At 33.9% G+C, this 26,330-nt stretch carries 19 protein-coding genes; 11 read left to right on the top strand and 8 right to left on the bottom strand.

Going from position 1 to position 26,330, the window contains the following annotated elements:
- Positions 1-357 precede the first annotated feature (357 nt).
- Together mobC and AC2G3J_RS14605 are read left to right on the top strand one after the other, a co-directional pair.
- Positions 358-927 carry a plasmid mobilization relaxosome protein MobC gene (mobC, locus tag AC2G3J_RS14610; RefSeq protein WP_483770206.1) on the top strand — a complete coding sequence of 190 codons (570 nt, stop codon included), beginning with the start codon at positions 358-360 and terminating at the stop codon, positions 925-927.
- Between the two features lie 38 nt (positions 928-965).
- On the top strand, positions 966-3,395 hold the full coding sequence (locus AC2G3J_RS14605) for a MobA family protein (protein WP_483770205.1): 2,430 nt from the start codon (positions 966-968) through the stop codon (positions 3,393-3,395).
- A 151-nt stretch (positions 3,396-3,546) separates the two neighbouring features.
- On the opposite strand, the gene AC2G3J_RS14600 is transcribed toward AC2G3J_RS14605, so the two are convergent.
- Positions 3,547-3,882 (bottom strand): hypothetical protein, encoded by a 336-nt coding sequence (locus tag AC2G3J_RS14600; RefSeq protein ID WP_353164312.1) that lies wholly within the window; start codon positions 3,880-3,882, stop codon positions 3,547-3,549.
- 1,043 nt (positions 3,883-4,925) lie between these two features.
- On the opposite strand from AC2G3J_RS14600, the gene AC2G3J_RS14595 reads away from it, so the two are divergent.
- From AC2G3J_RS14595 to AC2G3J_RS14570, 6 genes are all read left to right on the top strand, one after another.
- Positions 4,926-5,534 carry a hypothetical protein gene (locus tag AC2G3J_RS14595; protein WP_483770204.1) on the top strand — a complete coding sequence of 203 codons (609 nt, stop codon included), beginning with the start codon at positions 4,926-4,928 and terminating at the stop codon, positions 5,532-5,534.
- 24 nt (positions 5,535-5,558) lie between these two features.
- Positions 5,559-7,148, top strand: a complete 1,590-nt coding sequence (locus tag AC2G3J_RS14590) for a CAP domain-containing protein (RefSeq protein ID WP_483770203.1) — start codon at positions 5,559-5,561, stop codon at positions 7,146-7,148.
- 23 nt (positions 7,149-7,171) lie between these two features.
- On the top strand, positions 7,172-7,939 hold the full coding sequence (locus AC2G3J_RS14585; protein ID WP_483770202.1) for a hypothetical protein: 768 nt from the start codon (positions 7,172-7,174) through the stop codon (positions 7,937-7,939).
- A gap of 28 nt (positions 7,940-7,967) precedes the next feature.
- Entirely contained in the window at positions 7,968-8,351 is a 384-nt protein-coding gene (locus tag AC2G3J_RS14580; RefSeq protein ID WP_483770201.1) for a hypothetical protein, read from the top strand.
- A 1,321-nt stretch (positions 8,352-9,672) separates the two neighbouring features.
- On the top strand, positions 9,673-9,876 hold the full coding sequence (locus AC2G3J_RS14575) for a hypothetical protein (protein WP_483770200.1): 204 nt from the start codon (positions 9,673-9,675) through the stop codon (positions 9,874-9,876).
- Between the two features lie 300 nt (positions 9,877-10,176).
- On the top strand, positions 10,177-11,664 hold the full coding sequence (locus tag AC2G3J_RS14570) for a tryptophan 7-halogenase (RefSeq protein ID WP_483770199.1): 1,488 nt from the start codon (positions 10,177-10,179) through the stop codon (positions 11,662-11,664).
- Between the two features lie 362 nt (positions 11,665-12,026).
- On the opposite strand, the gene AC2G3J_RS14565 is transcribed toward AC2G3J_RS14570, so the two are convergent.
- From AC2G3J_RS14565 to AC2G3J_RS14535, 7 genes are all read right to left on the bottom strand, one after another.
- Positions 12,027-13,202, bottom strand: a complete 1,176-nt coding sequence (locus AC2G3J_RS14565) for a hypothetical protein (protein ID WP_483770198.1) — start codon at positions 13,200-13,202, stop codon at positions 12,027-12,029.
- Positions 13,203-13,212: 10 nt separating this feature from the next.
- A complete protein-coding gene (locus tag AC2G3J_RS14560) occupies positions 13,213-14,520 on the bottom strand; it encodes a TolC family protein (protein ID WP_483771086.1) in 1,308 nt (435 codons plus the stop codon).
- Positions 14,521-14,537: 17 nt separating this feature from the next.
- Entirely contained in the window at positions 14,538-16,085 is a 1,548-nt protein-coding gene (locus AC2G3J_RS14555; protein ID WP_483771085.1) for a GH3 family acyl-acid amido synthetase, read from the bottom strand.
- Between the two features lie 43 nt (positions 16,086-16,128).
- Positions 16,129-16,944, bottom strand: a complete 816-nt coding sequence (locus AC2G3J_RS14550) for a hypothetical protein (protein ID WP_483770197.1) — start codon at positions 16,942-16,944, stop codon at positions 16,129-16,131.
- A gap of 138 nt (positions 16,945-17,082) precedes the next feature.
- Positions 17,083-18,630 carry a DHA2 family efflux MFS transporter permease subunit gene (locus AC2G3J_RS14545; RefSeq protein WP_483770196.1) on the bottom strand — a complete coding sequence of 516 codons (1,548 nt, stop codon included), beginning with the start codon at positions 18,628-18,630 and terminating at the stop codon, positions 17,083-17,085.
- Positions 18,631-18,654: 24 nt separating this feature from the next.
- A complete protein-coding gene (locus AC2G3J_RS14540) occupies positions 18,655-19,716 on the bottom strand; it encodes an HlyD family secretion protein (RefSeq protein ID WP_483770195.1) in 1,062 nt (353 codons plus the stop codon).
- A gap of 693 nt (positions 19,717-20,409) precedes the next feature.
- Positions 20,410-20,874, bottom strand: coding sequence for a MarR family winged helix-turn-helix transcriptional regulator (locus AC2G3J_RS14535; RefSeq protein WP_483770194.1), 465 nt, complete (start codon positions 20,872-20,874; stop codon positions 20,410-20,412).
- A 516-nt stretch (positions 20,875-21,390) separates the two neighbouring features.
- Between AC2G3J_RS14535 and AC2G3J_RS14530 the strand changes: the two genes are divergently transcribed.
- The 3 genes from AC2G3J_RS14530 to AC2G3J_RS14520 are packed head-to-tail and all read left to right on the top strand — an operon-like array spanning position 21,391 to position 26,236.
- A complete protein-coding gene (locus AC2G3J_RS14530) occupies positions 21,391-22,908 on the top strand; it encodes a TolC family protein (RefSeq protein WP_483770193.1) in 1,518 nt (505 codons plus the stop codon).
- A complete protein-coding gene (locus AC2G3J_RS14525; protein ID WP_483770192.1) occupies positions 22,905-25,049 on the top strand; it encodes a type I secretion system permease/ATPase in 2,145 nt (714 codons plus the stop codon). The genes AC2G3J_RS14530 and AC2G3J_RS14525 overlap by 4 nt, the downstream gene beginning before the upstream one ends.
- A complete protein-coding gene (locus tag AC2G3J_RS14520) occupies positions 25,046-26,236 on the top strand; it encodes a beta-barrel domain-containing protein (protein ID WP_483770191.1) in 1,191 nt (396 codons plus the stop codon). The genes AC2G3J_RS14525 and AC2G3J_RS14520 overlap by 4 nt, the downstream gene beginning before the upstream one ends.
- Positions 26,237-26,330: the final 94 nt, after the last annotated feature.

Genomic DNA, 26,330 nt, shown 5'->3' with positions numbered 1-26,330 from the left:
TGGGTATTTATCCTTTTGGAAGTTTTTTTTAGTTATTTTTTGATGATCATAATACTCTTAATCTATATAAAATTTAATATAACACTTAATAGTCTAAAGTACATTAAATATGATTTTAACCGGTCGAGCCAGATTACCCATGTCCGTACAAAATCACAACAAAAGTTGTGGTTTTTTACGAATGGGATCTGGTTGGCTTGCAGCCAAACCGCAACTTTTAATAGATTGGATATTTTAAAATTTTAGAGTAAATATTATTCCAAATAAAAAATATTCTTAATTTTTATCAAAAAACACTTTTTTTATTTTAAAAAGTATTATAGCTTAAAAATAGATTGATGGTTTTTTGGATATTTTATGGTGAGTGCAAATTTTGTTAATAAATCAAAAAGATTAAGTCGGCTTGAATTACGTTTAAATGATTTGGAGCTAGATTTAATTAAAAATTCAGCAAAGATATTAAATAAAACCACAAGCGATTTTATTCGGTTTTCCGTGAATCACTATATTCAAAATATTTTGAATGTTGATCAATCTGCAATTCATGAATCGCATGTCGTTGCCAAGCAATCATTTCGTCAGACAAGGGAAGAAGATAGCGAAAGCATTGCATTCCAACTTGCAAAAATTGGCAATAATCTCAATCAGATTACTCGCGCAATTCACATTGCTAACAAAATGGGGAGTCCTGTGGACTTGCTTCGAACTTACCTACTTGTCGAAGACTATTTAAAAAAAATCTATCAACTTTATCCACTCCCTTGTCCTCCGTCACAGCATCGTTCTGATGAGACTGTTCAGCGCCGACATCAGCATATTGAGCAAAAATATCTCGCTGATTTATTGCGACAAATGCAAGTCGTTGGAGGAGCTGAACTTGAATTAGTTTCAGACGCTGATCTTTCTGATGACCATATAGAAATTTAATTTTATTTCCTTTTTTATTTTAAACGGGAGAGCGGGGCATGTTGATTAAGATGTTGAGGCATGGAACGGGCAGTGCAGCACGTGCAGCAAGTTATGTGCTCGATGAAAAAGATCACATTAATATTGTCCGTCCGCATGTCGAAGTGCTCTGTGGTGATCCACATCTCTTTGCAAAAATTGCAGATAGTTCTCCTTTCAAACATAAATATACGTCTGCCGTGATTGCTTTTGCTGAAGAAGATCAACCCAATAATATTGAAATAATAGATGTCTTAAAACAGTTTGAAGCATTAGCTTTTAGTGGTCTTGAACCTGATCAATATCATTTGACGGCTGTTTTACATCAGGAACCCAACGGATCAAAACATGTTCATATTCTTGTTCCTCGGCTTGAACTAAGGTCAGGAAAAGCAATGAATATCGCACCTCCCGGTAATTTCCAAAAGCATTTTCATACCTTGCAAGACAAGTTGAATTTTGAATACGGTTGGGCAGATCCGAATGATCCAGAGCGTGCAAGATTTACAAAAAAAGGTCATGAGACATATTTGCATGCTGCGCTGAAAAAGATTGGAAAAGATCGAGAGAATTATAAACAGTACATTGAAAACACTTATTTACACCTTTTATCAATATCGTTGAAACAACTAGAAAAAAAGCATGCTCAAGTAATTCCGTCCGAACTTTTAGTCAGAAACCGTGATGACTTTATGCAGTTTGTGTTAAGCAACAAGCTGGCAAGTGAAGTAGTCAAAATTCGAGAAAAACAGTTCAGCCTAGTTCCACCTTTTGGTAAAAAACCTATTTATTTTCAAGGAGAAATCTATGAAAAACAATTCAACATTGAAAAATGTTCAAGAACAATTCGAGAGCGTATCAAATCTTTTGAACAGGTTCGAACAGCAGATCGAGAACGTGGAAACGATGAGCAGCGAACAGTTAGCAAGATTTCAAAATACACTCGAACGCCTAGTGCACAACTTAGAGATCGAGCAGAACAAGCTTTACAAGGAGCTCGACAGGCAAGATCAGATTACAACAGACAACGTTATGCGACTGTTACAACATCAGAAGAACGAGACTCAGATTTTAATCAGAGGATTGAATACATATCGAGGAGAACTGGAGCAGAACATCAGCAATATTCAAATGAAGCTGTCTTCACATCTCCACGAAATCGATCAGATCATGCAAAAGCATCTCCAGCAGAGCAAAGCCCAATTGCAACAGACGATCAAAGACAATCAGAATCTGATCAAAGCCCAAATTCAAAACAATACCCAAAGTATCACACTATTATTAGAAGATCAGAAGGAACAGTTGCAGCAGCAAGTAGATCAGGCATTAACTCAGTCGATCACTCACAACCCGAAATTAATTCTGAAAACATTTATTCTCATGGCGCTTGGAATGTGGCTGCTGAATATTTTAACAATATTACCCGCCAACTATTATCTCACACAGCCGATTTTAACCAAAAACCAGACCGAAATTTTGACGGACGGCAAGGGCAATCGTTTCCGAGCAATTACTTCTCCGAAATGGATCGATTGCAATACTCTGAATTTGAACAAAAAAATGGTTCATCCGACGGAACCGAATATTCATCTGACATTTCCATGCATCGTGGAGAAATAAGTCATGAAAGAACAGCAACATACGACTATTCAACACCACAACGGCAGCGACACACAGCAGATGATTTTGGATTTACTCGAACAAATGAGTTTAGCTTTGACGCCATCCTCGCTGAGTACTATGCAAGGCTTGCAAGAAAACGTCGAGAAGATGAAAAAAAGGCTCAGCGTGATCGAGCATTACGAGCAGAACAACAGAGACGACATGAACAAGATCTTGAAAATCTTAGGCTTCAGCAGTCAGTCAGACTTGAGCCAAGCCGAGATCAGTTTATTTCAGAATATTGGATTGATGATCAGAGAATTACAATCGAGACAGGAAAAATTAGAACAGTTAGAGCGACAGCAGCAGTTACAGCATCAGAAAGAGCAGCGACTTCAAGAACAGAGCATTTCATGCGCTACACAGATCAACAAACTACAGCTCTTAACAGCCAGCTTGATCAAGCGCTTGGATGGTCTAGAGAACCAGGAGATGAATTTGAAAAATTTACAATTGCAACAGCAACAACAAATCAAAGACTTAAACGAGATGATGTTGAATTGTATTCAGAGTATGAGCAATTTAAACAAAATATGCGTCGACTTAGAGAACAAGCAGACGCAGATCAGGAGCATGCAGCAACAATGCAACAGCAATACCAATATGATAGAGAGCATTCAGCAGAACTTACAGCAACAATACTGCAACTTGCAAAGTTCGTTGAAGAAATTGTCAGGTTGATCATGAACTTAATTGCTGCCATGCTGGGGCAGCAATATAACATTCAACGTCAACCACAAGTTGACTCTAAACAGCAGAAATCAAATGACGATGGTCCTGAATTTTAAGCAATCACTTTTAAACATAAGAGTTGTATTTATTTTAGCGTTGCTACTGTCACTGATTGCATTCAACGTTATTTCTGTTTAAGCGATAATCACGCAGTCGATTTATACAGTGCACAGTAGCAAGCTAAAAATTCATTAATAATTAAGCGAGTTAAATAGAACGGATTCCCAAAACACGTTGTGCTCGTTCAATCATCTTTTGACGTTGGTGCATTCGGAATGCCCACAATGAAGACAAATTACTCTTTTGATTGAGTTTGGCAACTTCGAGAATTTGCTCATCAGTCATTTCATTCATACACTGACGAATGATTTGATGTGCTTGTTCGAGCTCGTTGAGTAAGGAATTTGCCATATCAACTGCAATATAAAGATTGGCGAGTGTCTGACGCTGAGGATTTGAAATAGATTTTCCAAGTTCAACAATCAATTGAGAGGCTTTTTGTTTAGGCGTGTACGTATTTGCACCACGAAGAATTGTGTTCATAGTCGTTTCCTTGTAGATAAGTTTTAATACTTACCTCCATCACTTCTCACGGTAATGGTGGCAGCAAGACAGGGGTGAGAATACCGTTCTACAAGGTACGGCCAGCCAAAGGCTGCCCTGCAAAGCTGCCATAACGACTGCTAAACAATAGGCAAAAAAATAGCCGCATAAGCGACATTGATTTGCGCTTGTAGAATATAACAGGTTCTCACGCCTGAACACAGATTTTGCTGTGTAAAACTAGGTTAGCTGGGTATACCTTAACCTGTCAACAATATAATATGAACTTTTTACATATCTTAACATTAAATAATTAATTGATTATTCTGAAGAAATATTGAATTTCTGACGGCCGGAAAACTTTTTATTAATAGTATCTAGGGACGGCTATGTCAGCCTAATATTTATTCTTTTAAACATTTTAGACTTATCCATAAAATCAAAATAAACACTTTGATGGGATGAATTTTACATAAGCAAAAATCAACCACTTAAATTAAATTTATTGAGACTGAACTGATCGTCCAGATTTTAGTATTGTCAAAATTGACTAAAGCTTTGAATAAAATTAATATGGGCTCGCTGGCCTACATTGCCAGTCGGTTTTGACAGACCGTATTCATCTAGCACATGACATTTATATTTTTGGATATAAATTGAGTGTGGGAATCCTCTCGTCCCCCTTTTATTCTATGGTAGGACGGAAGGGGGACACCTTCGGGTGTGCTGATTCCTAGATGATCAGTCTGTCAACCCTCTTTCGTTCTGCCACCATTATTTGACAGTAATTTGGCAGAACTTCTATAACATCTAGGAGCTTCTCATGCTGTATCTATCTTTTCTGATTTGTGTCTCGCCACCTGTTCAACCTTGTTGTGCTTTTCATCGAGGGCTATACGGCTAATTTAATTTTTTAGACTGTATTAAAAAAACTTTTTAACAAGAACAATCCAACGGTGGATGGCTAAATCACGCCTATAAAAAATAGACCTTTTTATATCTGCTGGTGATTGTGAATTGCATTGAACATGCGGGGAGCAACCATGTCTGAACTCACTAAACCTAAAATTATTCCAATCGAAAACCGTCCACAGAAATCCAAGCTCTTTTTAAAATGTGTGGTGCTGCCGATTGTGATCTTTTTGATCATTGGCAAAATCTTTTCCTTTGGATGGTTTGGCTACTTTTTCTTTGGCTTTGACCTATTCTGGTTTGTGATCATTTACTACCTCTATGAATACGGAAATATCTACTTTGATGGGATGACCGAGCAGTTGAAACGTCAGGGTGAAACTTTTAATTATCAAAATCGTGGCGTCTGGATTAACAGTCAGGACAAAACCATCATTTTGTTTGATCAGCCTGATCAGCGCCTAGTCAAATATCCTTTTGACTATATAACTTCTGTTGGACATTACAATCTGGTTGAAGATCGCTTCAGAACGACAACCACCGTGATCAGTAACCCAATGATGGGAACCCATGTTAACCAACAAGTACATCGAATACCAATGAAACGTGAGTTCCAAGTCAATATTGGAACACGGGATCAATTTAAGCCAAATTATAGTCTTAAAGTGCTGTTTCCTTGGCGTAGTCCAAAAATGGCAAGTGAAATTCGCCAGTTACTCTCGGCTGATCATTATCAATAACAATAATTATATAAGGTAATAATCATGATGATTTCAAAATCGTTTATGCCATCTGTGCTGATGATGGCAATCAGTACTGTAATGCTCGGATGTGGTGGTGGCAGTAGTTCAGGTGGAGATTCCAGTTCATCCAATGGCGGTGGAACGGATAATCCAGATAATGGCAATACAATTCCTAAGCCCGTGACCTGTGCTGAAAGCCAATATCTGGAAGATGGTGCATGTAAAAACAAGGCAGTGCAGAATATCCAGTCACTACCATTCAGTACGCTGATTCAAGGTCAAAGTTATCCATTATCGCTTCAGACAGATCAAGGGCTGGCAGTGATGTTTAGCAGTAACACCCCCAATATCTGTAATGTAAGTGGTAATGAACTCAAAGCCCTAAAGGTTGGACAGTGTACTCTAGCACTGACACAGGCAGGGACAGCAAAAGTTCTACCACTCAATAGCAGCATGACCGTCAATGTGACTTGTGCTACCGATCAATATCTAGAAAATAATGTTTGTGTAACTAAGACCAAGCAAACCATTACCCCACTTAAAATGAAATACATCCTGACGGATAGTGTGTATTCACTGGATACTGAATCGAGTGCCAAACTTCCTGTCACGATCAGCAGCCTGTCTACCACAACCTGTACATATAGTCAGGGCGAACTCAAGGGGGTTGGCGCAGGGGCATGCACCCTTAAACTCACTCAAGAGGGGGATGCTAAAACACTGGCAGCAGAGAGTAAGACGATCAGTTTTGATGTGCTTAAAGCCTCATCTATGAGTGAGGCATCCGATATCAATAACTGTTATGCAGGTAAGCTTAGTGTAAAGTTTAGAAATGAATTTTTAAATGAACTTAATACAGTTCGCTCCTTGCATGGATTACCAAGTGTGAGTTATGACTATACCCGTGAAGATGAGATGATGCAGACGGCACTGATTCTTGCTGCCAACAATATCCTGACCCATTACCCCGAAGCTAACACAAACTGCTATTCCGATATTGGTGCGGTAGGTGCAAAAACCAGTAGTCTGGAAATGGGAGTAAGACAGAATAAGAATGACTACTCACCTGCTGAAAGCATTACCAATATGGTGCATGACAAATTAAACCTGTTTGCAGGAGATGTAGGACATCGACTCTGGATGCTCAATCCATTCTTACAAAAATCGGCGTATGGTTCAGTCAATGCACCATCATTTAAGGATACCCGATTCCCTTATGTGGTCGGTACGTCCTATAAAGTGGTTTATCCCTTTAATCATGGAACCACTGCACCACTCGGTGTGATTGCCTATCCTTACCACAATTATCCAGCCAAATATTATATGGCAGGTTCAATTCTCTCAATTTCAGTTTTAACCGATCAGAAAAATTTCTTTGCCAATCGCAATGTGGACTACGCCAAAGCCACTGTTATTGTCACTGAACGAAATAGTGGCGCTAAACAGAAGATCAGCAATATCCGCTATGAAAATATCGGAGTTCCCAACCATATCCAGTTTAACTTTGACGATTTGAAACTGAACGTGATCTACGATGTCAAACTCAGCAATGTTCTGGTGAATGGTCAGCTTAAAGAATATTCCTATTGGTTTAATGTGAATGATCGGTAATCGAAACTAAGGACAACTACAAAATGACATGTATGATTAAAAAACTTCTCGTCATTAGTATCTCACTACTGATGATACATACCGCGAAGGCCCAACCTATTTCTGCTTCATCTTTAACTTTAGAGCAGGGATTATACTGTCTGGATTGGGCTGAAAAAGAACAATCTTTTAGTAACCAACTGGCGTTGGGTGAAAGGGCAGATATATCAACGCCAGCTATTATTAAACTTCAGAAACAATTTCAACAGCATTATAGCAAGCAAAAGACCACTATTATCGATGATTCAGATGATGAAGGTTTCTGTGAAGACTGCCCAGAAACAACTGTTTATTTGCCCAGAAATAAAAGCAATCCAATTCAACGGATTAAGACCTCAATGCATGTCAGTGTTGCAGGAGTAAGTACATCGATCTATCATGCAGATGACATCGAGACAACTCAACAAAAAATTGAGAACAGATTAAATATTAAATTCAGTCGCTATACAGGGCAGCAATTTAAAAACTTTAAACAGCAGTGGGATAAGGCCTTAGATCAGGATAAGGTCAACGGAAAGAGAATCAAGACCACACAGGTCTTTCAGAAATATCCACATTTAAAAGCCTTCAATGGCGAAGTTTTCCAAAATCAAAAGATCTATACACCCAAACAGATTTATATTTATAGCCAGCCCTATAAACGTGATACTTCTTATCTGAATGACATGATTGCTTTTATCAGTCTTTATGACAACCCAGTCAATTCTTCACAGCACATTTTACAGTGTGGCTTTATTGACAATGTCTTTTAACTTCCAAATAAATAAAGAGTCAAATCAAATGAAAAAATTAATATTCGCAGGATTATGTTTAAGTCTTTCTACACTGGCTTGTGCAGGCGCAAAAGAAAGCCTAGTAGGAAAGCGTATGGTCTTAAATTTACCAGATACTGAATGTGCAGGATTGTCTTTTGCCAAAAATGGTAAAGATGCAGCGATGTATGCCGAAATGGGGCAATGCCAAGATCCTTTATTACTTCGAGTAAAATGGTTAGATGACAAGACCTTTATTTTAATTGAGAAAGTACAGATAAATAATATCTCGCCACCACGGACTTATTTATACCGAGTAAAAAGCTACAAGAAAAATGGTGTTGATTTGACCGATATCTGGACAGGCTGGGGAGATTATAAAGATACGAGCGTCAGTTATTACTATAAATAATGACAAGCATTGACAGCTTAGTGAATTCGCTAAAAACAATGAACCAACAATGAATCATAGGTTTAAAACAATGGACTACTACGCAGAGGATCCTTTCTAGGGAACTTAATCTAGGAGGCAATATAAAAAGCTGAAATTTCAGTAACTATAATCTGCAAATACACATCCTGAAGATAGTTTCCGAAGAGGATAGTATTATTTAAAGATTTTAATGAAAATTGTTGCGTGTTGGTATATTGTTGATTTAATTAGATATAATGACATTTTGATAATTTTATTTGGCATAAGCTACATGTTTACATAATTAACAGGATGAACTACTAACTTATGTCTGTGATATGGCTTGCTTCAAAATACTCATGATTAAGCTGTCAGAATACTTAGATGTTTTCATAGAAAATCTCCTTTAAAATGATTATTCAATTTTCTACATTTAACTTCAATTATTTTGAGGGGGTATTACCGCTGCAACTGTGCTCATTGGAACAGGTGAAAATAAAGGAGGAATTCCAGTTGACTTTAAACAGTCTAAAATTAAATGAATTTTTGAAAGAACTGCAGTGCGGAACTTAAAATCGAACACTAAATATGAGTTGTCAAAAGGAACTGCATTTGAGGCTAATGCTAACAAAGACGAAGAATAAATTAGTTTTACTCCAGATTTTAAAACCCTTATAAACGCGATATTTGTAAAAAAATTGTTAGCGAGTGGAATGAAAGCATTTATTTAGGGTGGTACTTGCGATTCCTATTTAAATGAGTTTTTTAAAATTACTCTATATTCTTTTAATTACTAAGTTGGAAGCAAATACTACATTGAAAACAAAATGGTCTATATATTAATAAGTAATTGATTTTAAAAATTAATTAAAATTTTTGTGGATTTAATTATGTTTAAAACCATGTGACTTTCTTCTCATTTTAATTTTTTTTTGTTAAATTCTAATAACACTATTTTTTCATAACTAATGAAGGAGCAAATTATTAAAATTATCGTAATGATTTATTGAATATGCACTATTGGAAGTATCATTGTAATTTTTACATGTAAAAAATACTTATCATGTAGTTTCTATACAGATGAGATTTATATAGGTTTTATAAGTTAATTGCTAGATTAATTCAAAGGCTGAATTATTTAAAATTTATGAAGCGGTAAATAAAAAATGTTCATCTTGATTCAATTGACAAAGATCACATTAGAAATGTTTATGCTAACTTTAATGCCAAAATTTTCTTGTCTATTATTGGAATAAATATTTTTTAAGTAAGTTAAAGAATTAATGATTTTAATATGTAACGAGTTATAGTAGGGCTTTCTTTGAAAAATCTAGTAACTGAAAAGAAATTAAGAAATCAATATATTCGTAATGGCGAACATCCGTTTGTAATTTTAGCAAATTTTGTGTTTTCTGCTAAGAAGGCTAATTGGAAAAATGAAGAAATTGCATCTATTGTTCTTCAAGCTAAATCAAATGATTATAAGGGATTTGTAAATGTTCTAAAGTTGTATATCAAAACTTGATTGTTGAGTTTAGAATTTATTTAATTATATGAAATGTAACAGTGAATTTTAAATAGATTGTTCTGCTTTATAAATTTTTAAAAGAGTAAATTGATCTGGTTGTTTTTTAATTATTCTATGGTTAGATTCTATATCTGACCTTGCTTAAGATTCAAAAGTTAAAAAATCGACATTATTGATTCTTCCCAAAACTGAAATTAATCCACGAGAGACATTGCAAAATTATTAGCAAATTTGAAAAAATGAGTAAATAATGCGGCTTTGTAATCTATTTTTACAACAATTTGATTGAGTAGTTATATGTTAGATATTAGAAATGCAAAAGATATCACTATTATTGGAGGAGGAACAGCAGGGTGGATGGCTGCATTGACGTTAAGAAAAATGTTTCAATCTAAAGTGAATATACGTGTGATTGAGTCACCTGAAATTGGAATAGTTGGTGTGGGGGAGGGTGGATTAATTAATTTCATTACTACTTTAAATAAGTTAAAAATTCCAATTGGTCAATTCATGAAAGAAACAGGGGCCACTTTTAAATGGGGCTTTTGCTATGAAGGTTGGCGTAATGGGACAAAAGATGATGAATTCTATCACTTATTTATTAATCCCTCATTACCACCTTTTAATAAAGAGGTGGCTTCTTTTTTCCCATTGATATCTGGATTGATTACACAACAGATTCCATTAGCTCAGGTAGTTAAAGATTTTAGCCATATTATTGATCGGGCTTCTCAGGAGGATGCACTTCAAGTTTTACAGAATCAACCAGGTATCTCAACCTCTTTTCATTTTGATAGTCATCGTGTAGCGAATTATCTTGGGAAAATTGCATTAGAAAGAGGTGTGATACATTCTCAAGCGAAAGTACAAGATATCGAACTAGATCATTTAGGTTTTGCTACTTCAGTTCAAACGAATATTGGAAACTTTAATACGGACTTACTTATTGATGCTTCTGGCTTTGCACGATTGGTCATTGGAAAAAAATTAAACAGTCAGTGGAAGTCATTTAAAGAACATCTATGGTTAGATAAAGCTATACCTTTCCATTTGGCACATACAGGATCCCCCCCCGAGTTGGTAACAAGAGCATCTGCTATGAAAGCTGGTTGGATGTGGCAAATTCCTCTGCTTGAACGTATTGGTGCAGGCTATGTTTTTAGTAGTGAGTTTACTACCGAACAACAAGCAATTGATGAAATTCAACAATATTTTGGACGTGATATACAAGTTCAGAAAATGTTAACTTTTGAGCCTGGGCACTTTGAAAAAGTATGGCAAAAAAATATGTTGGCTTTGGGTTTGTCTTCTGGTTTTGTTGAACCTTTAGAAGCTACTTCAATTGGTCAAATGTTGGAGCAACTTCGCATGTTTGAAGAGGTGATTACTCAAAGTGGCGGCGTTATTTCAGATTTAAGTATTCAACAATTTAATAAGGCGAATGAAGCCAGTTGGCAAGGGATCCGAGATTTTCTGCGCATGCATTATGACTGTCCACGTAGAGATACAGACTTTTGGAAAAAAGTTGCGAAAACACCTTATCCAGAAAGTTATTTAGCACTTAAAGAAGTTTTTATGCAAAGATCTCCTCGTATGCAAGATGTAAAGGGTTATGCACTACATCAATGGAAGGGAATATTTCACGTTGTGAATTGGATATTTGTTGCACAAGCTTTAAATTTGATTTCTCCTCAAAAGTGCCTAGAGGAACTCAAAACGTTATCAACTAGCGATTTAGAATTTGTTGTTAATTATATGAATAACTTAAATAAAGTACACATATAACTGAGAATTGGATTTCTCTTAGTATCCTACACATGGGAAATTCAGATCTCTAAGTTATTTAATGTTTCAGAAATCATTACTTAGAGATCTGAATCAAATATTATCCGATTCTAAATTATCTTGAAGTAAATTAATACATTTATATAATATATATTCTAGTTCTTTAAATCACTCTCAAATGGTTGGTTCAAATAGTACACATTAATTATGCTTATGTGTTTTTACACAATATACTAATTTCATTAAAAAATTTTATTGATTTACCTTAAAGCTAATAAGGAAAATATATATTACTCTTTAATAATCACTATTATAAAAAAATGAAGATATGTGACTGGGAGATAGATGTCAGTCCAGTCTTGCTAAATTCGCCCAGCCTCAAAATAGGGGATTCTATTTTTATCTAATAACTTACGAGGATCCTGTTCATAACTTATAAAACCATGCATACCTACTAATTTTTCCCCTATGTAAAATTTATTAAGTAAATATCGAGGATCCTGATGTGATAGTGTAAAGCTGATTATTCCAAGTCCCTTATTCTTGGAAAGTTGATAAGCATCTAGAATCATTTTATGATGTAAGGTCAAATCTTTAGGGTGACAAAGTAGAGTATGAAGTAGATGATATTGAATAGCGTTGCCCTTTTTAGGCAATATCATTCTTCTCTTCAAAATTGAATAAAAATTATAAAAAGGTCTAATAAACTGAATCAATTTACTATAGTTTAATATTCTAGTTTGTTTAAAGGCATGTTGATCCCAGAGACCAAACATGCCTACTATTTTATTTTTTTTGAAATAAAGTGAGAAGTCAGAAATATTCAATCCCCTAAAATAGGCTATTTCTTCAATTAGCTCATTAAAATCATAAGCCGGGATAAAGTTATAATAATTTGACATTTCCATTATAAATTTATTTATTAACGGTATGTGTTGAGGGGTTACTTGTTGTATGGAGATATCATCCAAATTTGAACAATGTTTGTCAGAATACATTTTTTGAAGAAATTGAGAAAGTCCCTTTCTATCCTTTAAACCTGTCATAGTTAGTGTTTCAATTAAACCTTCATCATAATAATTAGGCATACCAGTTTTGCCTGTCTGAATGACAGCACGAGCTGCATGATTATCATTAAAAATAATAAGTTGACTAAAGTTTGGATCATACATTGTTTGCTTAACATTCTCAGCAAGCATTTTTACCAAAGATTTTCCTCTCGAGCTTTGATCAACACGTAGGTCACAGATGTATCTTGTATTCTGTATAATCCCATTCATATAGCAGGGACGAGAACCATTACTATAGCATGCAACAATTTGTTTTTTTTCAACATCCTCAATGATGATGTGCAATTTGTTTTTATAAATGACATCAGATGCATTAAAATAGCTTGGCTCACGTTGAAAACTAAGTAAAACACCACGTGTGGTCATGGGAACTGTAATCAAATTTCTCAACATTTTATCATCAAGCGGTGTTGCTTCACGTATTATAAATTTTGTCTGATCAGATAATTGAGTCTTTTCTGAATTCATTTTAATAATCCTATAATTTTTTTTGTGAAATGAAATCAGTACTTAAATTACCCATTTGATAAATTAATTGGTAAACGAGTACAATTTCATCCTGATCATTGACCATTGCCTGAGTTTGAATATCTAATAGTTTTTGTTCTGCAGTCAGTAAATCAAATGTGGTTTTTGTTCCTAATTCAAATTCTTTTCTAGTATAAGTCAATGCAATAGAAGCTGATTCGATGGCATTTTGTAATGCTTTTCGGTTTTGACGTATCGCAAGTAGTTGAGCATAACTGCTTTGGACTTGCTGGTGTAAATCAATTTTCAGACTATCTAACTTTTGCTGTGCCAACTCGATATCTACATGAGCTTTTTTAATATTTGTACGATTTAATCCATCATCATATAAAGGTATATTAAGTTGCATACCAAACATATAGTTATTGCTTTCTGAACCGATATAATTAGCTTCATTTTGCTTACCAATTCGACTGGTAAATATGACAGTGGGCCATAGTTCTCGTTTTGTTAAAGCCAGCTGTTTTTCAGCAGACTGCTTTTCATAGAAAATTTGTTCAAGAGCAGGATGATTGCTAGTCATAGTGATTATTTGATTTAAATCATCAGGAATATTCGGTATGTTTTTAATTTTTTCTAGATGATCAGGATTTAGTCCAGTGATTTGATAAAATCTGGCATGGCTTATTTTTAGATTAGATTCTGCTTGTATTGTATCGGCTTGACCCTGAGCTACTTGTGATACGACCTGTGCTAAATCGGCACGAGTAATGACACCAGCGTTAAAACGTCGTTGTGCTTCGTACAATGAGTGTTGCAAATTATTCAAAAGCTGCTTTCTTAAATCTAATTTAGTACTACTCTTTAAAACATCGGTATAGACAATTACTGTATTCAGAATTGTGATTGATTTTTGGTCAGTTAATGCTGCTGTGCTGGCAGCAAGCTGTTTATCTGCTATATCAATTCCAAGTTTACGACGTCCTGAAGTATAGATAGGATAATCAATTTGAAGTTGAGCGCTTCGACCATTCCTATTACCTTCGGTTGGAAACAATACTCCTGAAGGTGTTTCAATTTTTTCATAATCTAGTTGACTAACTAAATTTACTTTTAGCCCATCTCGTGCTTTAGCCTGATTTAAGACGTTAATTGATTGCTTAACATAAAGTTGACTCAACTTTAGCTGGCTTTCATGATCTAGACTTGCATTTAAAGCATCATCTAGAGTTAATGCATAAACAGAGCATGGAATTAATAAACTCAATAAACAAGCATATATAAAAGCTCTAGATTCCCTTAGTTTTATATTATTCATCATTAGTTCGCCATGATTTAACATATTTGTTGTAGACTATTTAAAGTTATTTTTTTCAATGGTTCAGGCTTTATGTTTCCTTCAATCATGCCGTCTTTCATAACAAGCTGTTTATAACTCTCCCACGCGTTTATTGTGTATATAATTCTAGGTTGATCTAACTGACCCAAATCACGCGCTAAATCATAATGAAAGTTCTTTCGTAATAGTGTATCGATATAATCTGTATTGATATCTTCATTTCTAACACCATCAAATAGAACACAATAAAAGGGTTTAATCTGAAGTTGAGTATCTACAGCAAGTAAAGATATTGCTTTACACTCTCCAATGCTCAATTTGTTTAAAAGTTCTTGAGCCATTTCTGGGGCAAGCTTTTCTCCTACCATATCTACACCGAAGCGGCGACCTTGGAATTCGAAACAGGGGATTTGTCCTATAAATTCAGTGACTCTTAAACAGTCATCCAAACAGTATCTGAGTAAGCCGTTCCCTGAACTAATAATAGGACTGACTAGATCATTTAGTTTTAATTCCCAAGATGGAATTATTTCTCCTTGTTTTATTCCTTCTAAATATTCAAACTCATAAAAATGACTTTGATAGGCGAGTGGATAACTATTATTATATGGAATTGTGACAACACCTTCTGTTGCCCATAAGCCTTTACCTTCAAAGTCTACAAAAGAAATGCGCTCTTGAAGTTTTTTTGCCCATTCTTTTGAACCAGCAGTATCCCAGCTTGAAATGAGACATAATTTAGGCCATACACATTCAAAATCAATATTAAGTCCAATTCTGCTTTTTAGAAGTATAGCTGCCTGCTTAGGATTAAATGGGCATTTTACTTTTTTTAAAGAATGTTTACGTTTACCCCAAGAACCTGTTGATAATATCGTATACACTTCGTCAATATTTTGCTCAATTCGCTCAAATAGTTGTAATGCAAATGTTGGACTCCAGACTGAGATCATGGATAAATTATGATCTGCCACCAAATAGCAAATTGTTGCAAATAATGCATCATCAGCATTGGAAGCAAATGCCACATTACTTGGAACTGCTTGAGTGAATTTTGATAGAATTCTTTTTCCAATACTAAGTAAAGCACTGTCATCATTTAAATTTTTATCTTTTAATACTTCTCGTTGACTTTCAGGAAGCCATGACACTGACCAATAATGAGTACCATTTTCTAATTTTGGATATTTCCGATATAAACTTGCCAACCATGGTGCAATGGCATGATCAAGTTCATCAAGAAATAGTTTGGTATAGGGAATAAATTTGATCTGTTCACTTGAACCACTTGTAGGTTGAAAGCGTACTAAAGCACTTTTTGAAAGCTTGGAATTGCCTCTCATGTAAGAATTAATTGAGTCTCTCCACGAAATGTAGTGAGAAACTGGAAAAGTTTTAGTAAACAAATTGTAATTATCAATTCCTTTTTCACAAGCCAATGTTGAATTTTTTAAGATAGATCTAAGTTTCTGACGTTGCTGCAATTCCAATTGATGGATATTTTGATTAAAAATTTTATCCGCGGAATTACACCATTGCCTCATAATAGAATGGGATATCAGAGTAAAGATATTAGTATTCAAAGAATTACTCCTTAGCGAATTGTATTTTTGCCAATGAGGCTTCAGTTTGACCCTTACTAATCGGCTTAGTAAAAAAACGCATTGGATATCTTGCTAGATCTTTCCAGGCAATTTCACCTATGCAAGGAAGTTCAGTTCCATCCATCCATGTTGGATTCAATTCTTCAAAAAAACGGATTTTAGGATTATTACGACGCATGTCATCTGTAATTGGGGCAACCTCACCTTTTAAAGGTTGATAATCGTCTCCAAAATTAATTAATCCTGTTTTCTGATCATAATATTGTGAAAAAAATGACTTGCAATAATAATCAATTACATAGGACAGATGTGAGTGTTTGCCTTTTACATGTGGGTAATAAACATAGTAATTATTCGCTAAAAGTAGATATGTTTTATAACCCTTTGAAATAAGCAACCAATATAACTTATTAAATGGAAAACTGATTCTAAGTTTGATGAGGAGTTTTAACATCGTACTTTGTAATGTACGTGTTCCCCAAAACTCTTTTTCAATAACTGTATCTCCACTAAAAAGAGTCGTATAATTTTTACCATTCAAATAAAAATGTTGTACTACTACAGTTGAGAATCCAATAACTTTATTAGATAATGGGTGAAAAATTAATATTGCTCCACTTTTCTTTTTAAAATCTTCCTCGAAGATTGAAAACTTTGTATTCGCATAATATTTTTCATAAATAAGAAACATTTCTTTCAGTTGTGTGAATTTAATTTTTTCCAACTCAACATACTTACCATTAGGTGCAATATTATTTTTAAGTATCGCTGAAGTTTTGTATATAGTTTTTTTAAGCATAAATTATTCCTGTCCATAAAATCTTAAAGAATTACATCCATTTTTCATCTTCTAGAGATGAGTTAAATTACTTGTTTGAAGAAAGTATTTTACATATACTTAACTAATACATTCCTTTGTTAAGATCCTCCTAAATTATTAAATATTAATTTTTTTTACTTTATCCATTAAAATAGTTAGAAAAGCAGTGATAAACATAATTATAGATAACATCCTGAGTAAATCATTAAAGCTTGAAGTTAAAGCCTGATAATAAATATCGCGATATATAATACTGAGGGCAACCTGTTGAGCATCTTCTCCAATATGACTGTATTGGACAGTCAATTGATCTAGATGTTCTATAAAAATCCAGTTTTCAGGAGTCATAAACTGATTGATCTGATTAACATGTATTGCAGTTAGCCAGTCCAAAGAAGAATTAATTAATGCTAAACCTACAGCACCTCCAATATTTCGTGTTACGTTATATATTCCACTAGCATCGGCTACTTTAGAAAGAGGAAGAGTGCTCATTGCGAGATGTGATACTACAATGAGGCAAATCATTAATCCGATACCACGATAAACTTGTGGCCAAAACATAAAATCGTAATCACTTTGGATACTTAAATGTGAGTTGAGCCACACTCCAAATCCAGCTAAAAGCATGCCGAATAATACATTTTTTCTGCCATCAAAATTTGGAATTAACCATGCAAGAAAGGGTGCAAAAAAGAACATAACAATACCAGTTACCATCATGATATGACCAATTTGACTGCTATTCATTTCTCTAACTTGGCCAAGAAAAACTGGAATCATATATCCAAGCCCATAGAGGGCCATACCAATAACAAAACTAATAATTGAGCTTAAGCTAAAGTTTTTATTTTTAAATACACTTAGGTCAAGTAATGGGTTTGGTTTAGTAAGACTTCGATAGAAAAAAATCATAGCCCCTAGAATGCAAATCCCAAATGAAAAACGAACACCTACGTCAGAAAACCAGTCATTACGCGCGCCTTCATCTAGAAAGTACTCTAAACCACCAAGAAACATTGCCATACCAGACAGGCTTAACCAGTCTAAGGTTTTTATTAAAGAATAATTATGTCGGTCAATATCTGGGCCTGAAAAAATAAAAACTGAAATGATAATTCCAGGTAATATATTAATTAGAAACATCCAGTGCCATGAAAAACTGTTAGTCAACCAACCACCAATTGTTGGTCCAATGGCAGGACCTAGAGTACTCACCATCCCAAAAAGTACTAATGGAAGTGAACGTTTTTGTTCTGGAAAAAGTAAAAATAATGCAGTCATGGATGTGGGAATCATTCCTCCTCCCATAAAGCCTTGTATTCCACGGAATACTAGTAAGCTTTCTAAATTCCATGCCATAGCACATAAAAGTGAACTTAATGTAAATCCAATAGCACAAATACTATAATAGATACGAGTTGATAATATTTTGGAGATAATGCTAGACATTGGAATTGCAATAATTTCAGCAATCAAATAAACGGTCTGCACCCAAGTCACTTCATATCGACTAGCACTCATTCCCGCCTGAATTTCATTTAGCGAACTTGCAACTATCTGAATATCTAAAATCGCCATGAAATTTCCAATAATCATAGCTACAAATATCATCCATGAGATATGTGGAGATAAATTAGATTCTTGAATATAAAATTTTTTCATAATGCCATTACCTCTGATAGCCTATTAGGATCTTAAATCTACAGTGGCAACCACAGACATTCCTGGCTTAATCAAATTCTCATGTGGTGATGAGTCAATAGAAATTCGAATAGGAATACGTTGTACAACTTTATTAAAGTTTCCCGTTGCATTATCGGGTGGCATTAATGAGAAAGTTGCTCCAGATGCAGGTGAAAAGCTTTGAATTTTTCCTGAAAAGGTCAAACTAGGATAAGCATCAAGTTTTAATTTAACTTTTTGACCGATGCGTATTTTTTCAATTTGTGTTTCTTTAAAGTTAGCTTGAATAAATATACTATTCACAGGAATAATACCCATAAGTCGAGTTTGAGGAGTAACTCGAGAACCTAAGCGTATTCCTAAATTTCCTACTTTCCCTGTAACAGGCGTAATAACATGGGTAGAGTCCAGGTCAACTTTAAATAAATTTAGACTTGCTTTTGCATTTTCAATCTCTGCTAATATTTGGGCACGACTAGCCTGTAAACTTCCTAACTGGGATTTGGCTGAATTGACAGTTGCTTTTGATTTACTAATCTGAGCATTTGCGGAAATATACTGTGACTGAATGCTTTCAAAATTTTGTCGGGTAATGACTCCATCATTGAACAGAGAAAGGTATCGATTAAAATCTTTTTTAAGTCGATTAAAGTCTGCTTGGGCAGCCTGAAATCCACTATAAGCTTCCTCTATAGATGATTGCGCCGACTTTTCATTTTGACTCAGTACATCTAAAGCTGCTTCTTTAAGTTGGACGAGTGACTTTGCTTGATCATAGCGAGCCTGATAATCTCGATTATCTAAAACAGCTAGAATATCACCCGATTTAACAAATTGATTATCTTTAATTTTAACTTCTCTAACTTCTCCAGAAACTTTAGGCATTATCCATGTGATATCTGCTTGTACATAGGCATTATCTGTAGATTGATAAAAACGATAGAAGAAAAAATAGTAAAATATACTAACTAAAAAACATAAAAAAATTATAGCAAACACAATCCAAGCTATTTTCTTTCTTTTATTAAAATCTATATTTACTTTATTTTGAACTAAATCATCCATGATTAGTATCCGTGCTTAATCAAAAATATTAAAATTTTTTATATCCATAGGATATTTAAATTTAGAAAACAAAAGAGAAAAATTAATCCTTATTTAAGTGGGATTTGATGTATCTATAAATAAAAGTCTCTGTTTTCTTTAGAAAGTCAAAAAAATGACTTTAATGATAATATTACATTTACTTTTGTTTATACTAAGATTTAAATTTCTTATCTAAAATTTATCGTGAATTGCAAATAGTAATCAACTGATTTAAATCTACGTCTTTTATTGTTTATGTTTTAAAACATATTCGTTTATTTATATCTGCGTAAATTTTTTGTTGGTTTTCAATATTTGAATATTTTTATTTTGTAGATTTTATCTGATTTCACATAACTCCATGTAATTATTAAGCATTTTTCGTAAATATCATATTTATAATCTTGTGATTTCCCTGAAATATAAAAATTTTTAAAAATAATTATTTTACTGGGTTCCTTTTGACTAATTATTATAGCTACTTGACTGTAAGTGATGTAATTTGTATTATTTATGTAGTATTTGGATTTTCCATGAAAAATGTAAGTTTTATTAAAACTTTTTCTAATTTTATTGTCTAATAAAAAAAAAGCTAAATTTAAAGAATTTTCGAATAAATTGTTCATTTTTTTATCTACTTAAAGTTTCTAATTTAAAAAGTTTTATAGAGAGCTAGTCAGATAATCTACTAAAAATATGTTTCAGTGTAACCAAGAATTTTTCAATTTGTAGTTCTGATAAACCTTCAAGTGATTTTACTAAAAATATATTATTTAAAGCATTAATATTTTGAATTGCAAATTCTCCTTTTTCGGTTAATTTTACACGAGTAAATCTACCATCTATTTTACAATTCATGGTTTCAACTAATCCTTCATATTCTAAGCGATGAACAATTTTTGTTGTGGTTGATATTTTAGAAATCAAAGTTGTGGATAGATCTGAGATACTTGCATTATCATTTGATTTTAGTGCTAATAAAATTTGGCGACGAGAATTATCCAAACCATAAGCTTTTAATGCATTATCAACATGTTGAACATGTTGAGAGTGGATTTTAGATATCCAATAAAAAGGTGATTTGTCTAAGTTAAGATTATCGCCTATTGACAGAAAATTCTTGTACTTTCTTCGCATATTTAAAACTCTTTAAGTCTTAAATTTCATATATATTTGCTATGAAATTGTGATATTGAAGTTATATAGTAACTAATATAATTATTTTTGTTTGATATCATTGTTTGTGCTTCTGAAATTAAATCCTAAAAAAAATTTTTTTATTTAAAAATTATATATATAGATGGTTTTTTTTGTAATAGTGTGTATTTTATTATGTTTTATTATATTTTATTTTTTTAATTATTATATTAAACGGTAATTAATGAGGTGGTGCTCTGATATCTACTTTTTAAATATAATTTATATTAACTTATTGATTCTTAAATATTAAATATTTTATTGATATGTATGCAAACGATTATAAGTGTTGTGTACTTAATTGCTTATGTTTAAAACAATGGTGAAAATAAGTGTAATTAATTATCTTTATTATCAGTATCTTAGTTTTTTCCTGTAGTGGATATTGAAAAAATAATTACTTAAATTTAAGGTTTGATTATCATATGTTAATAATTATTTTAGGTTTGTTTGTAGATGTATTCTTCTCATCACTTTAAAAAAACTCATGAATATTTGAAATTTAAGATTAGTAAAGGTTTTATATTTTTTCTCATTGTTGTTTTCTCTTCAAAAGCTAGTTCAGAAGTAAAGATTTTAAATAAAATCTTCACACCTAAATCTGACGATACTTATAAAACTGTGCAATTTAAGCAGTTAAGTGATTTTAAATTCGATGAAAATGCAGCTTATGAGTTACCAAAAATTGTTCCAAACGCATCCACAAATCTAATTCATAAAGAAGATATTTCTATACGTTCACAAAACACTATTGGTCTACTGGATGCTGTGAAGTTGACAATTCAACGAGATCCTGAAATTAGCCAAGCTATATCTATGCTTTCTTCTCAAAATGCGAATATTGATGTGGCAAAATCACAATATTACCCTCAATTATCAGGAGGTATTGTGACTGGGGATTTAAGTTCTAGCGAGAGAGGACGTCAGTTATTAAATTTAAGTGCTACACAAATGTTTTATGATTTTGGAAAAGTGAAATCTAGTGTAGATACACAACGCGCAAAACTCAGTGCTCAGCAAGCAAACGTACTGGTGAGTATTGATGATATTGCTTATCAAACCGCATCATCGATCATTAATATAGAGCGCTATAGAAGAATTACTCAAATTGGTGAACAGCAAATTATTGGGATTAAAAGAATTTTAGATATAGCGAATTTGCGTGCTAAAGCTGGAATTAGCAGTCAAGCCGATCCTATTCAAGCCGAATCCTATTTGCAATCAGCTGAATCTAACTTGATTGCTCAAAAGTCTCTATTAAGACAGTACCAACAACGTTTGACGACTTTAATTGGCTTTGATATTGCAAATAAAAGATGGATCATTCCTGATGATCTAGTGAAGCTATCTGATTTATATGCTGACCCTGAGTTTAATACAGTTCCTAAAATAATTGAAGCTCAAGCAGAGGTTGAAGTTGCTAAATATCAAAAAAAACAGACGGATCTTAGTCGGTATCCAACTTTTTCTGTAAAAGGTTCTTTAAATCAAGCATTGAATGGCGTGAATCCAAATAATAATAAAGATAATGGGTTATATAGTTCCGTAATGGTTGAGGCAACAAGTAATTTTTATCAAGGAGGGGCAATTTCAGCTCAGGTAAAATCAGCGAGTTATGCTGAGCAAGCTGCTCGTTCAAGGGTGCAGGCAGTCTATTTAGATACTTTAGATCAACTACGTACAACACGAGAAAACATTGAAAGTAAACAGAGACAAATGCAGGTCTTGGCTGAGAGACAGTTAACGAGTATTAAAACAAGAGAACTTTATCAAGAGCAATATAAATTAGGCACACGTTCTGTATTGGATTTATTGAATGCGGAGATGGCTATTCACTCGGCTAACAATGAAATGGAAACAGCTCGCTATGATATTTATGCTAGCTTACTGCAATACGTGCAAGTTACTGGTCGTACACGTCAGGTTTACAAAATTAACAATATTTCAATACAAGGGTTTGAGGTACAACCATGAGTCAAATAACGAATTATCAACCATGGTTGCAATCTGTACTTATTATTGCAAAACATTATCGTATTGAGCCATCAGAAGAACGTATCCGACTTCAACTTGATTGGAATAAAAGTCAACATATAGATGATATTTTATTTCTAATTTGTCGTCAGATAGGAATGAGCTTTCGCAAAGTTACATTTTCTCAAGATTTTTTACATCCTTGGCGCCTACCAGTAATTATTGAATTCAAAGATGGTCTGATTGGTGTTATAGATAAAATGGATACTGCAGGTAATGTAAATATTCAATTTAGCGAGGAGCAAGGTTTATCTCAAAGTTTTAGTATGGCACAACTTCACCCACTTATTCATCACATTTATATAGTTAGGCCCCAAACATCAATACCAGATGCCCGTGTTGATGAATATATTAAACCATATAAGCCAAGTTGGTTTTGGTCGATTGTTTTAAAAGATTGGAAGCGTTACATCGATGTTATGTTTGGTTCATTAATCGCAAACATATTGGCATTAGCGACGATTATCTTTTCAATGCAGGTTTATGACCGTGTAGTCCCTTCACAATCTTATCCAACCTTGTGGGTACTTGCGGGTGGTGTTTTATTGGCTGCAATTTTTGAGTTTGTTCTGCGTGTTTCTCGAGTTTATCTCTCGGATGTTATTGGAAAAAGAGCTGATTTAAAAATATCAGATCGTGTTTTTGGACATGCGCTACGTATAAAAAATAATGAACGTTCGAAGTCAACAGGGACTTTTATTTCTCAAATACGAGAGTTGGAAGGTGTTCGTGAACTGGTTACGTCCACGACTATTAGTGCGATTGCTGATTTACCTTTTTTCTTTTTGTTCCTTGGCATTTTTTGGTTGATTGGTGGGGATCTATTTTGGGTAATGGTATTGGTTGTTCCGCTAATAATTGTGCCTGGGATATTAATGCAAAAGACATTAGCAAAGTTGGCACAAGAAGGTATGCGTGAATCGTCTATTCGAAATGCTATTTTAATAGAGACAGTACAAGGGATTGAGGATATTAAGCTATTACGCGCTGAATCTCGATTCCAAAATCAGTGGAATCATATGAATGAGGTTTCATCTGATATTAGTATGCGACAGCGTAAAATTGTTGGGGTGCTCACTGCTTGGACGCAGAAAATTCAAGGACTCACCTATGCAATTGTGGTCTTAGTTGGCTGTTTTGCTGTAATAAAAGGTGATATGACAACAGGTGCTTTAGTTGCATGTTCAATTCTTTCTTCACGGATGCTTGCACCAATTTCTCAAATTACTGGAGTTTTAGGTCGTTTACAGCAAGCGAAGGTTGCAAAGAGAAGTTTAGATGAATTAATGAAAAAGCCAGTTGATCAACCTGACGAAAAGCATTTAATTCAAAAACATATTATCTATGGCGAATATTCGCTAACAAATGTTGTTTTTCAATATAGTCCAGATGATCCTAAAACTGCTTTAACTATTTCTAATTTAAATATAAAAGCAGGTGAAAAAATTGCCATATTGGGACGCAATGGAGCGGGTAAATCAACTCTATTGCAGCTACTTTCAGGAATGCAGTTTCCACTACAAGGTAAAATTAATTTAGATGGTTTGGATTTGGGACTTATAGATCCCGCTGATGTTAGACGTGACATGGGATTGCTCAATCAGAATGCACATTTGTTTTATGGCACGATTCGTGAAAACCTGAAGTTGGGTGCACCTTTGGCAACTGATGAAGATATCTTTAGTGTCTTAAAGGTAACTGGGGCATTAAATTTTGTTGAAGAGAAAAAAGAAGGCTTAGATCATTTGATTTTGGAAGGTGGGGTCGGTTTTTCTGGTGGTCAGAGGCAAGCTTTGTTATTGGCTAGGCTTCTAATACGTGATCCTAATATATTGCTATTAGATGAGCCGACTGCATCAATTGATGATATTGGAGAGAAAATATTAATTGATCATTTAAAATTGTGGTTGGGGCAAAAAACGTTGGTTGTAGCAACACATCGTCGTGCAGTATTGGAATTGGTAGATCGAATAATTGTGGTCAGTGAAGGTAAGATTGTAATGGATGGGCCACGAGATCAAATTTTAAATCAATCTTATACATCAGCTCCTGCACAGGTTCAGAATGGAGTAGGTTCATGAATAATCAAGTTCAACTACCTGAGCGTCCTACCAAAGTTTCTTATAAAGAACCGCCATTACCAAGCGCTAGTTTGGTGATTTGGATCATTGGGATAGGTTTAATGGTTTTATTCATTTGGGCATGGTTATTTAATCTTGAAGAGGTTTCGACAGGTACTGGAAAAGTAATTCCATCCTCAAAAGAGCAAATAATTCAGTCGCTTGAAGGTGGTATTTTAACAAAATTAGATGTTCATGAGGGTGATATTGTCCAAAAAGGACAAGTATTGGCTCAGCTTGATCCTACACGTTTTGCTTCAAATGTTGGAGAGTCTCAATCTTTACTGATTGCTTCTCAAGCTACAGCAGCGAGATTGAGATCAGAAGTTAGTGATACACCATTAACTTTTCCTGAAGAAGTAAAGAAGGATTCTGAGTTAATAAAGGCTGAAACTGCGCTATATAATTCTAGGAGAGTAAATCTTGAAAGTTCAATTTCGGGTCTAAAACAAGCATTGCAACTAGTAAAACAAGAGTTGGCGATGACAGAACCTTTAGTTATTAAAGGTGCCGCCAGTGAAGTAGAGGTTTTGCGTTTGAAACGTGAAGCTAATGATTTACAGAATAAAATTAATGATGCTCGTAATCAATATTACGTTAAGTCACGTGAGGAGCTTTCAAAAGCAAATGCTGATACAGAGCAACAACTTCAAGTTGTAAGGGGGCGTACAGATACTTTAAATAGAACAACATTTAAAGCTCCTATGCGTGGAATTGTAAAGGAGATTGCTGTGACAACTCAAGGAGGTGTTGTTCCTCAAAATGGTAAGCTAATGACTATAGTTCCTTTAGATGAACGATTATTAATAGAAGCTCGCATTTCTCCAAGAGATATTGCATTCATTCATCCTGGACAAGATGCCCTCGTTAAAATTACAGCCTATGACTATTCTATTTATGGAGGATTAAAAGGAAAAGTAACAGTAATTTCTCCAGATACTATTCGTGATGAGGTAAAACAGGATCAGTTTTATTATCGTGTCTATATTAGAACTGATGCTGATAAACTTTATAATAAAAAAGGAATTGTATTTAATATTACACCTGGTATGGTTGCTACTGTTGATATTCAAACAGGTGAAAAGTCGATATTAGACTATTTACTTAAACCGTTTAATAAAGCTAAAGAGGCTTTGAGGGAGAGGTAAATAAAAAAATAAGGTATTAAAATTATTTAGCTTTAATATTTTAATACCTTATTTAAAATTCATGTTGTTAAGTTGCTTGTGTTTAAATCATAAT

This window comes from Acinetobacter legionensis (assembly GCF_057165765.1).
Note: the sequence above shows the minus strand (reverse complement) of the source record. Positions and strands in the feature narration are given on the sequence as shown.

What these genes read in the sequence shown, in the direction of transcription:
- mobC (WP_483770206.1), top strand. Translation starts at nt 358, where the DNA reads ATGGTGAGTGCAAATTTTGTTAATAAATCAAAAAGATTAAGTCGGCTT.
- AC2G3J_RS14605 (WP_483770205.1), top strand. Translation starts at nt 966, where the DNA reads ATGTTGATTAAGATGTTGAGGCATGGAACGGGCAGTGCAGCACGTGCA.
- AC2G3J_RS14600 (WP_353164312.1), bottom strand. Translation starts at nt 3,882, where the DNA reads ATGAACACAATTCTTCGTGGTGCAAATACGTACACGCCTAAACAAAAA.
- AC2G3J_RS14595 (WP_483770204.1), top strand. Translation starts at nt 4,926, where the DNA reads ATGTCTGAACTCACTAAACCTAAAATTATTCCAATCGAAAACCGTCCA.
- AC2G3J_RS14590 (WP_483770203.1), top strand. Translation starts at nt 5,559, where the DNA reads ATGATGATTTCAAAATCGTTTATGCCATCTGTGCTGATGATGGCAATC.
- AC2G3J_RS14585 (WP_483770202.1), top strand. Translation starts at nt 7,172, where the DNA reads ATGACATGTATGATTAAAAAACTTCTCGTCATTAGTATCTCACTACTG.
- AC2G3J_RS14580 (WP_483770201.1), top strand. Translation starts at nt 7,968, where the DNA reads ATGAAAAAATTAATATTCGCAGGATTATGTTTAAGTCTTTCTACACTG.
- AC2G3J_RS14570 (WP_483770199.1), top strand. Translation starts at nt 10,177, where the DNA reads ATGTTAGATATTAGAAATGCAAAAGATATCACTATTATTGGAGGAGGA.
- AC2G3J_RS14565 (WP_483770198.1), bottom strand. Translation starts at nt 13,202, where the DNA reads ATGAATTCAGAAAAGACTCAATTATCTGATCAGACAAAATTTATAATA.
- AC2G3J_RS14560 (WP_483771086.1), bottom strand. Translation starts at nt 14,520, where the DNA reads ATGAATAATATAAAACTAAGGGAATCTAGAGCTTTTATATATGCTTGT.
- AC2G3J_RS14555 (WP_483771085.1), bottom strand. Translation starts at nt 16,085, where the DNA reads ATGAGGCAATGGTGTAATTCCGCGGATAAAATTTTTAATCAAAATATC.
- AC2G3J_RS14550 (WP_483770197.1), bottom strand. Translation starts at nt 16,944, where the DNA reads ATGCTTAAAAAAACTATATACAAAACTTCAGCGATACTTAAAAATAAT.
- AC2G3J_RS14545 (WP_483770196.1), bottom strand. Translation starts at nt 18,630, where the DNA reads ATGAAAAAATTTTATATTCAAGAATCTAATTTATCTCCACATATCTCA.
- AC2G3J_RS14540 (WP_483770195.1), bottom strand. Translation starts at nt 19,716, where the DNA reads ATGGATGATTTAGTTCAAAATAAAGTAAATATAGATTTTAATAAAAGA.
- AC2G3J_RS14535 (WP_483770194.1), bottom strand. Translation starts at nt 20,874, where the DNA reads ATGCGAAGAAAGTACAAGAATTTTCTGTCAATAGGCGATAATCTTAAC.
- AC2G3J_RS14530 (WP_483770193.1), top strand. Translation starts at nt 21,391, where the DNA reads ATGTATTCTTCTCATCACTTTAAAAAAACTCATGAATATTTGAAATTT.
- AC2G3J_RS14525 (WP_483770192.1), top strand. Translation starts at nt 22,905, where the DNA reads ATGAGTCAAATAACGAATTATCAACCATGGTTGCAATCTGTACTTATT.
- AC2G3J_RS14520 (WP_483770191.1), top strand. Translation starts at nt 25,046, where the DNA reads ATGAATAATCAAGTTCAACTACCTGAGCGTCCTACCAAAGTTTCTTAT.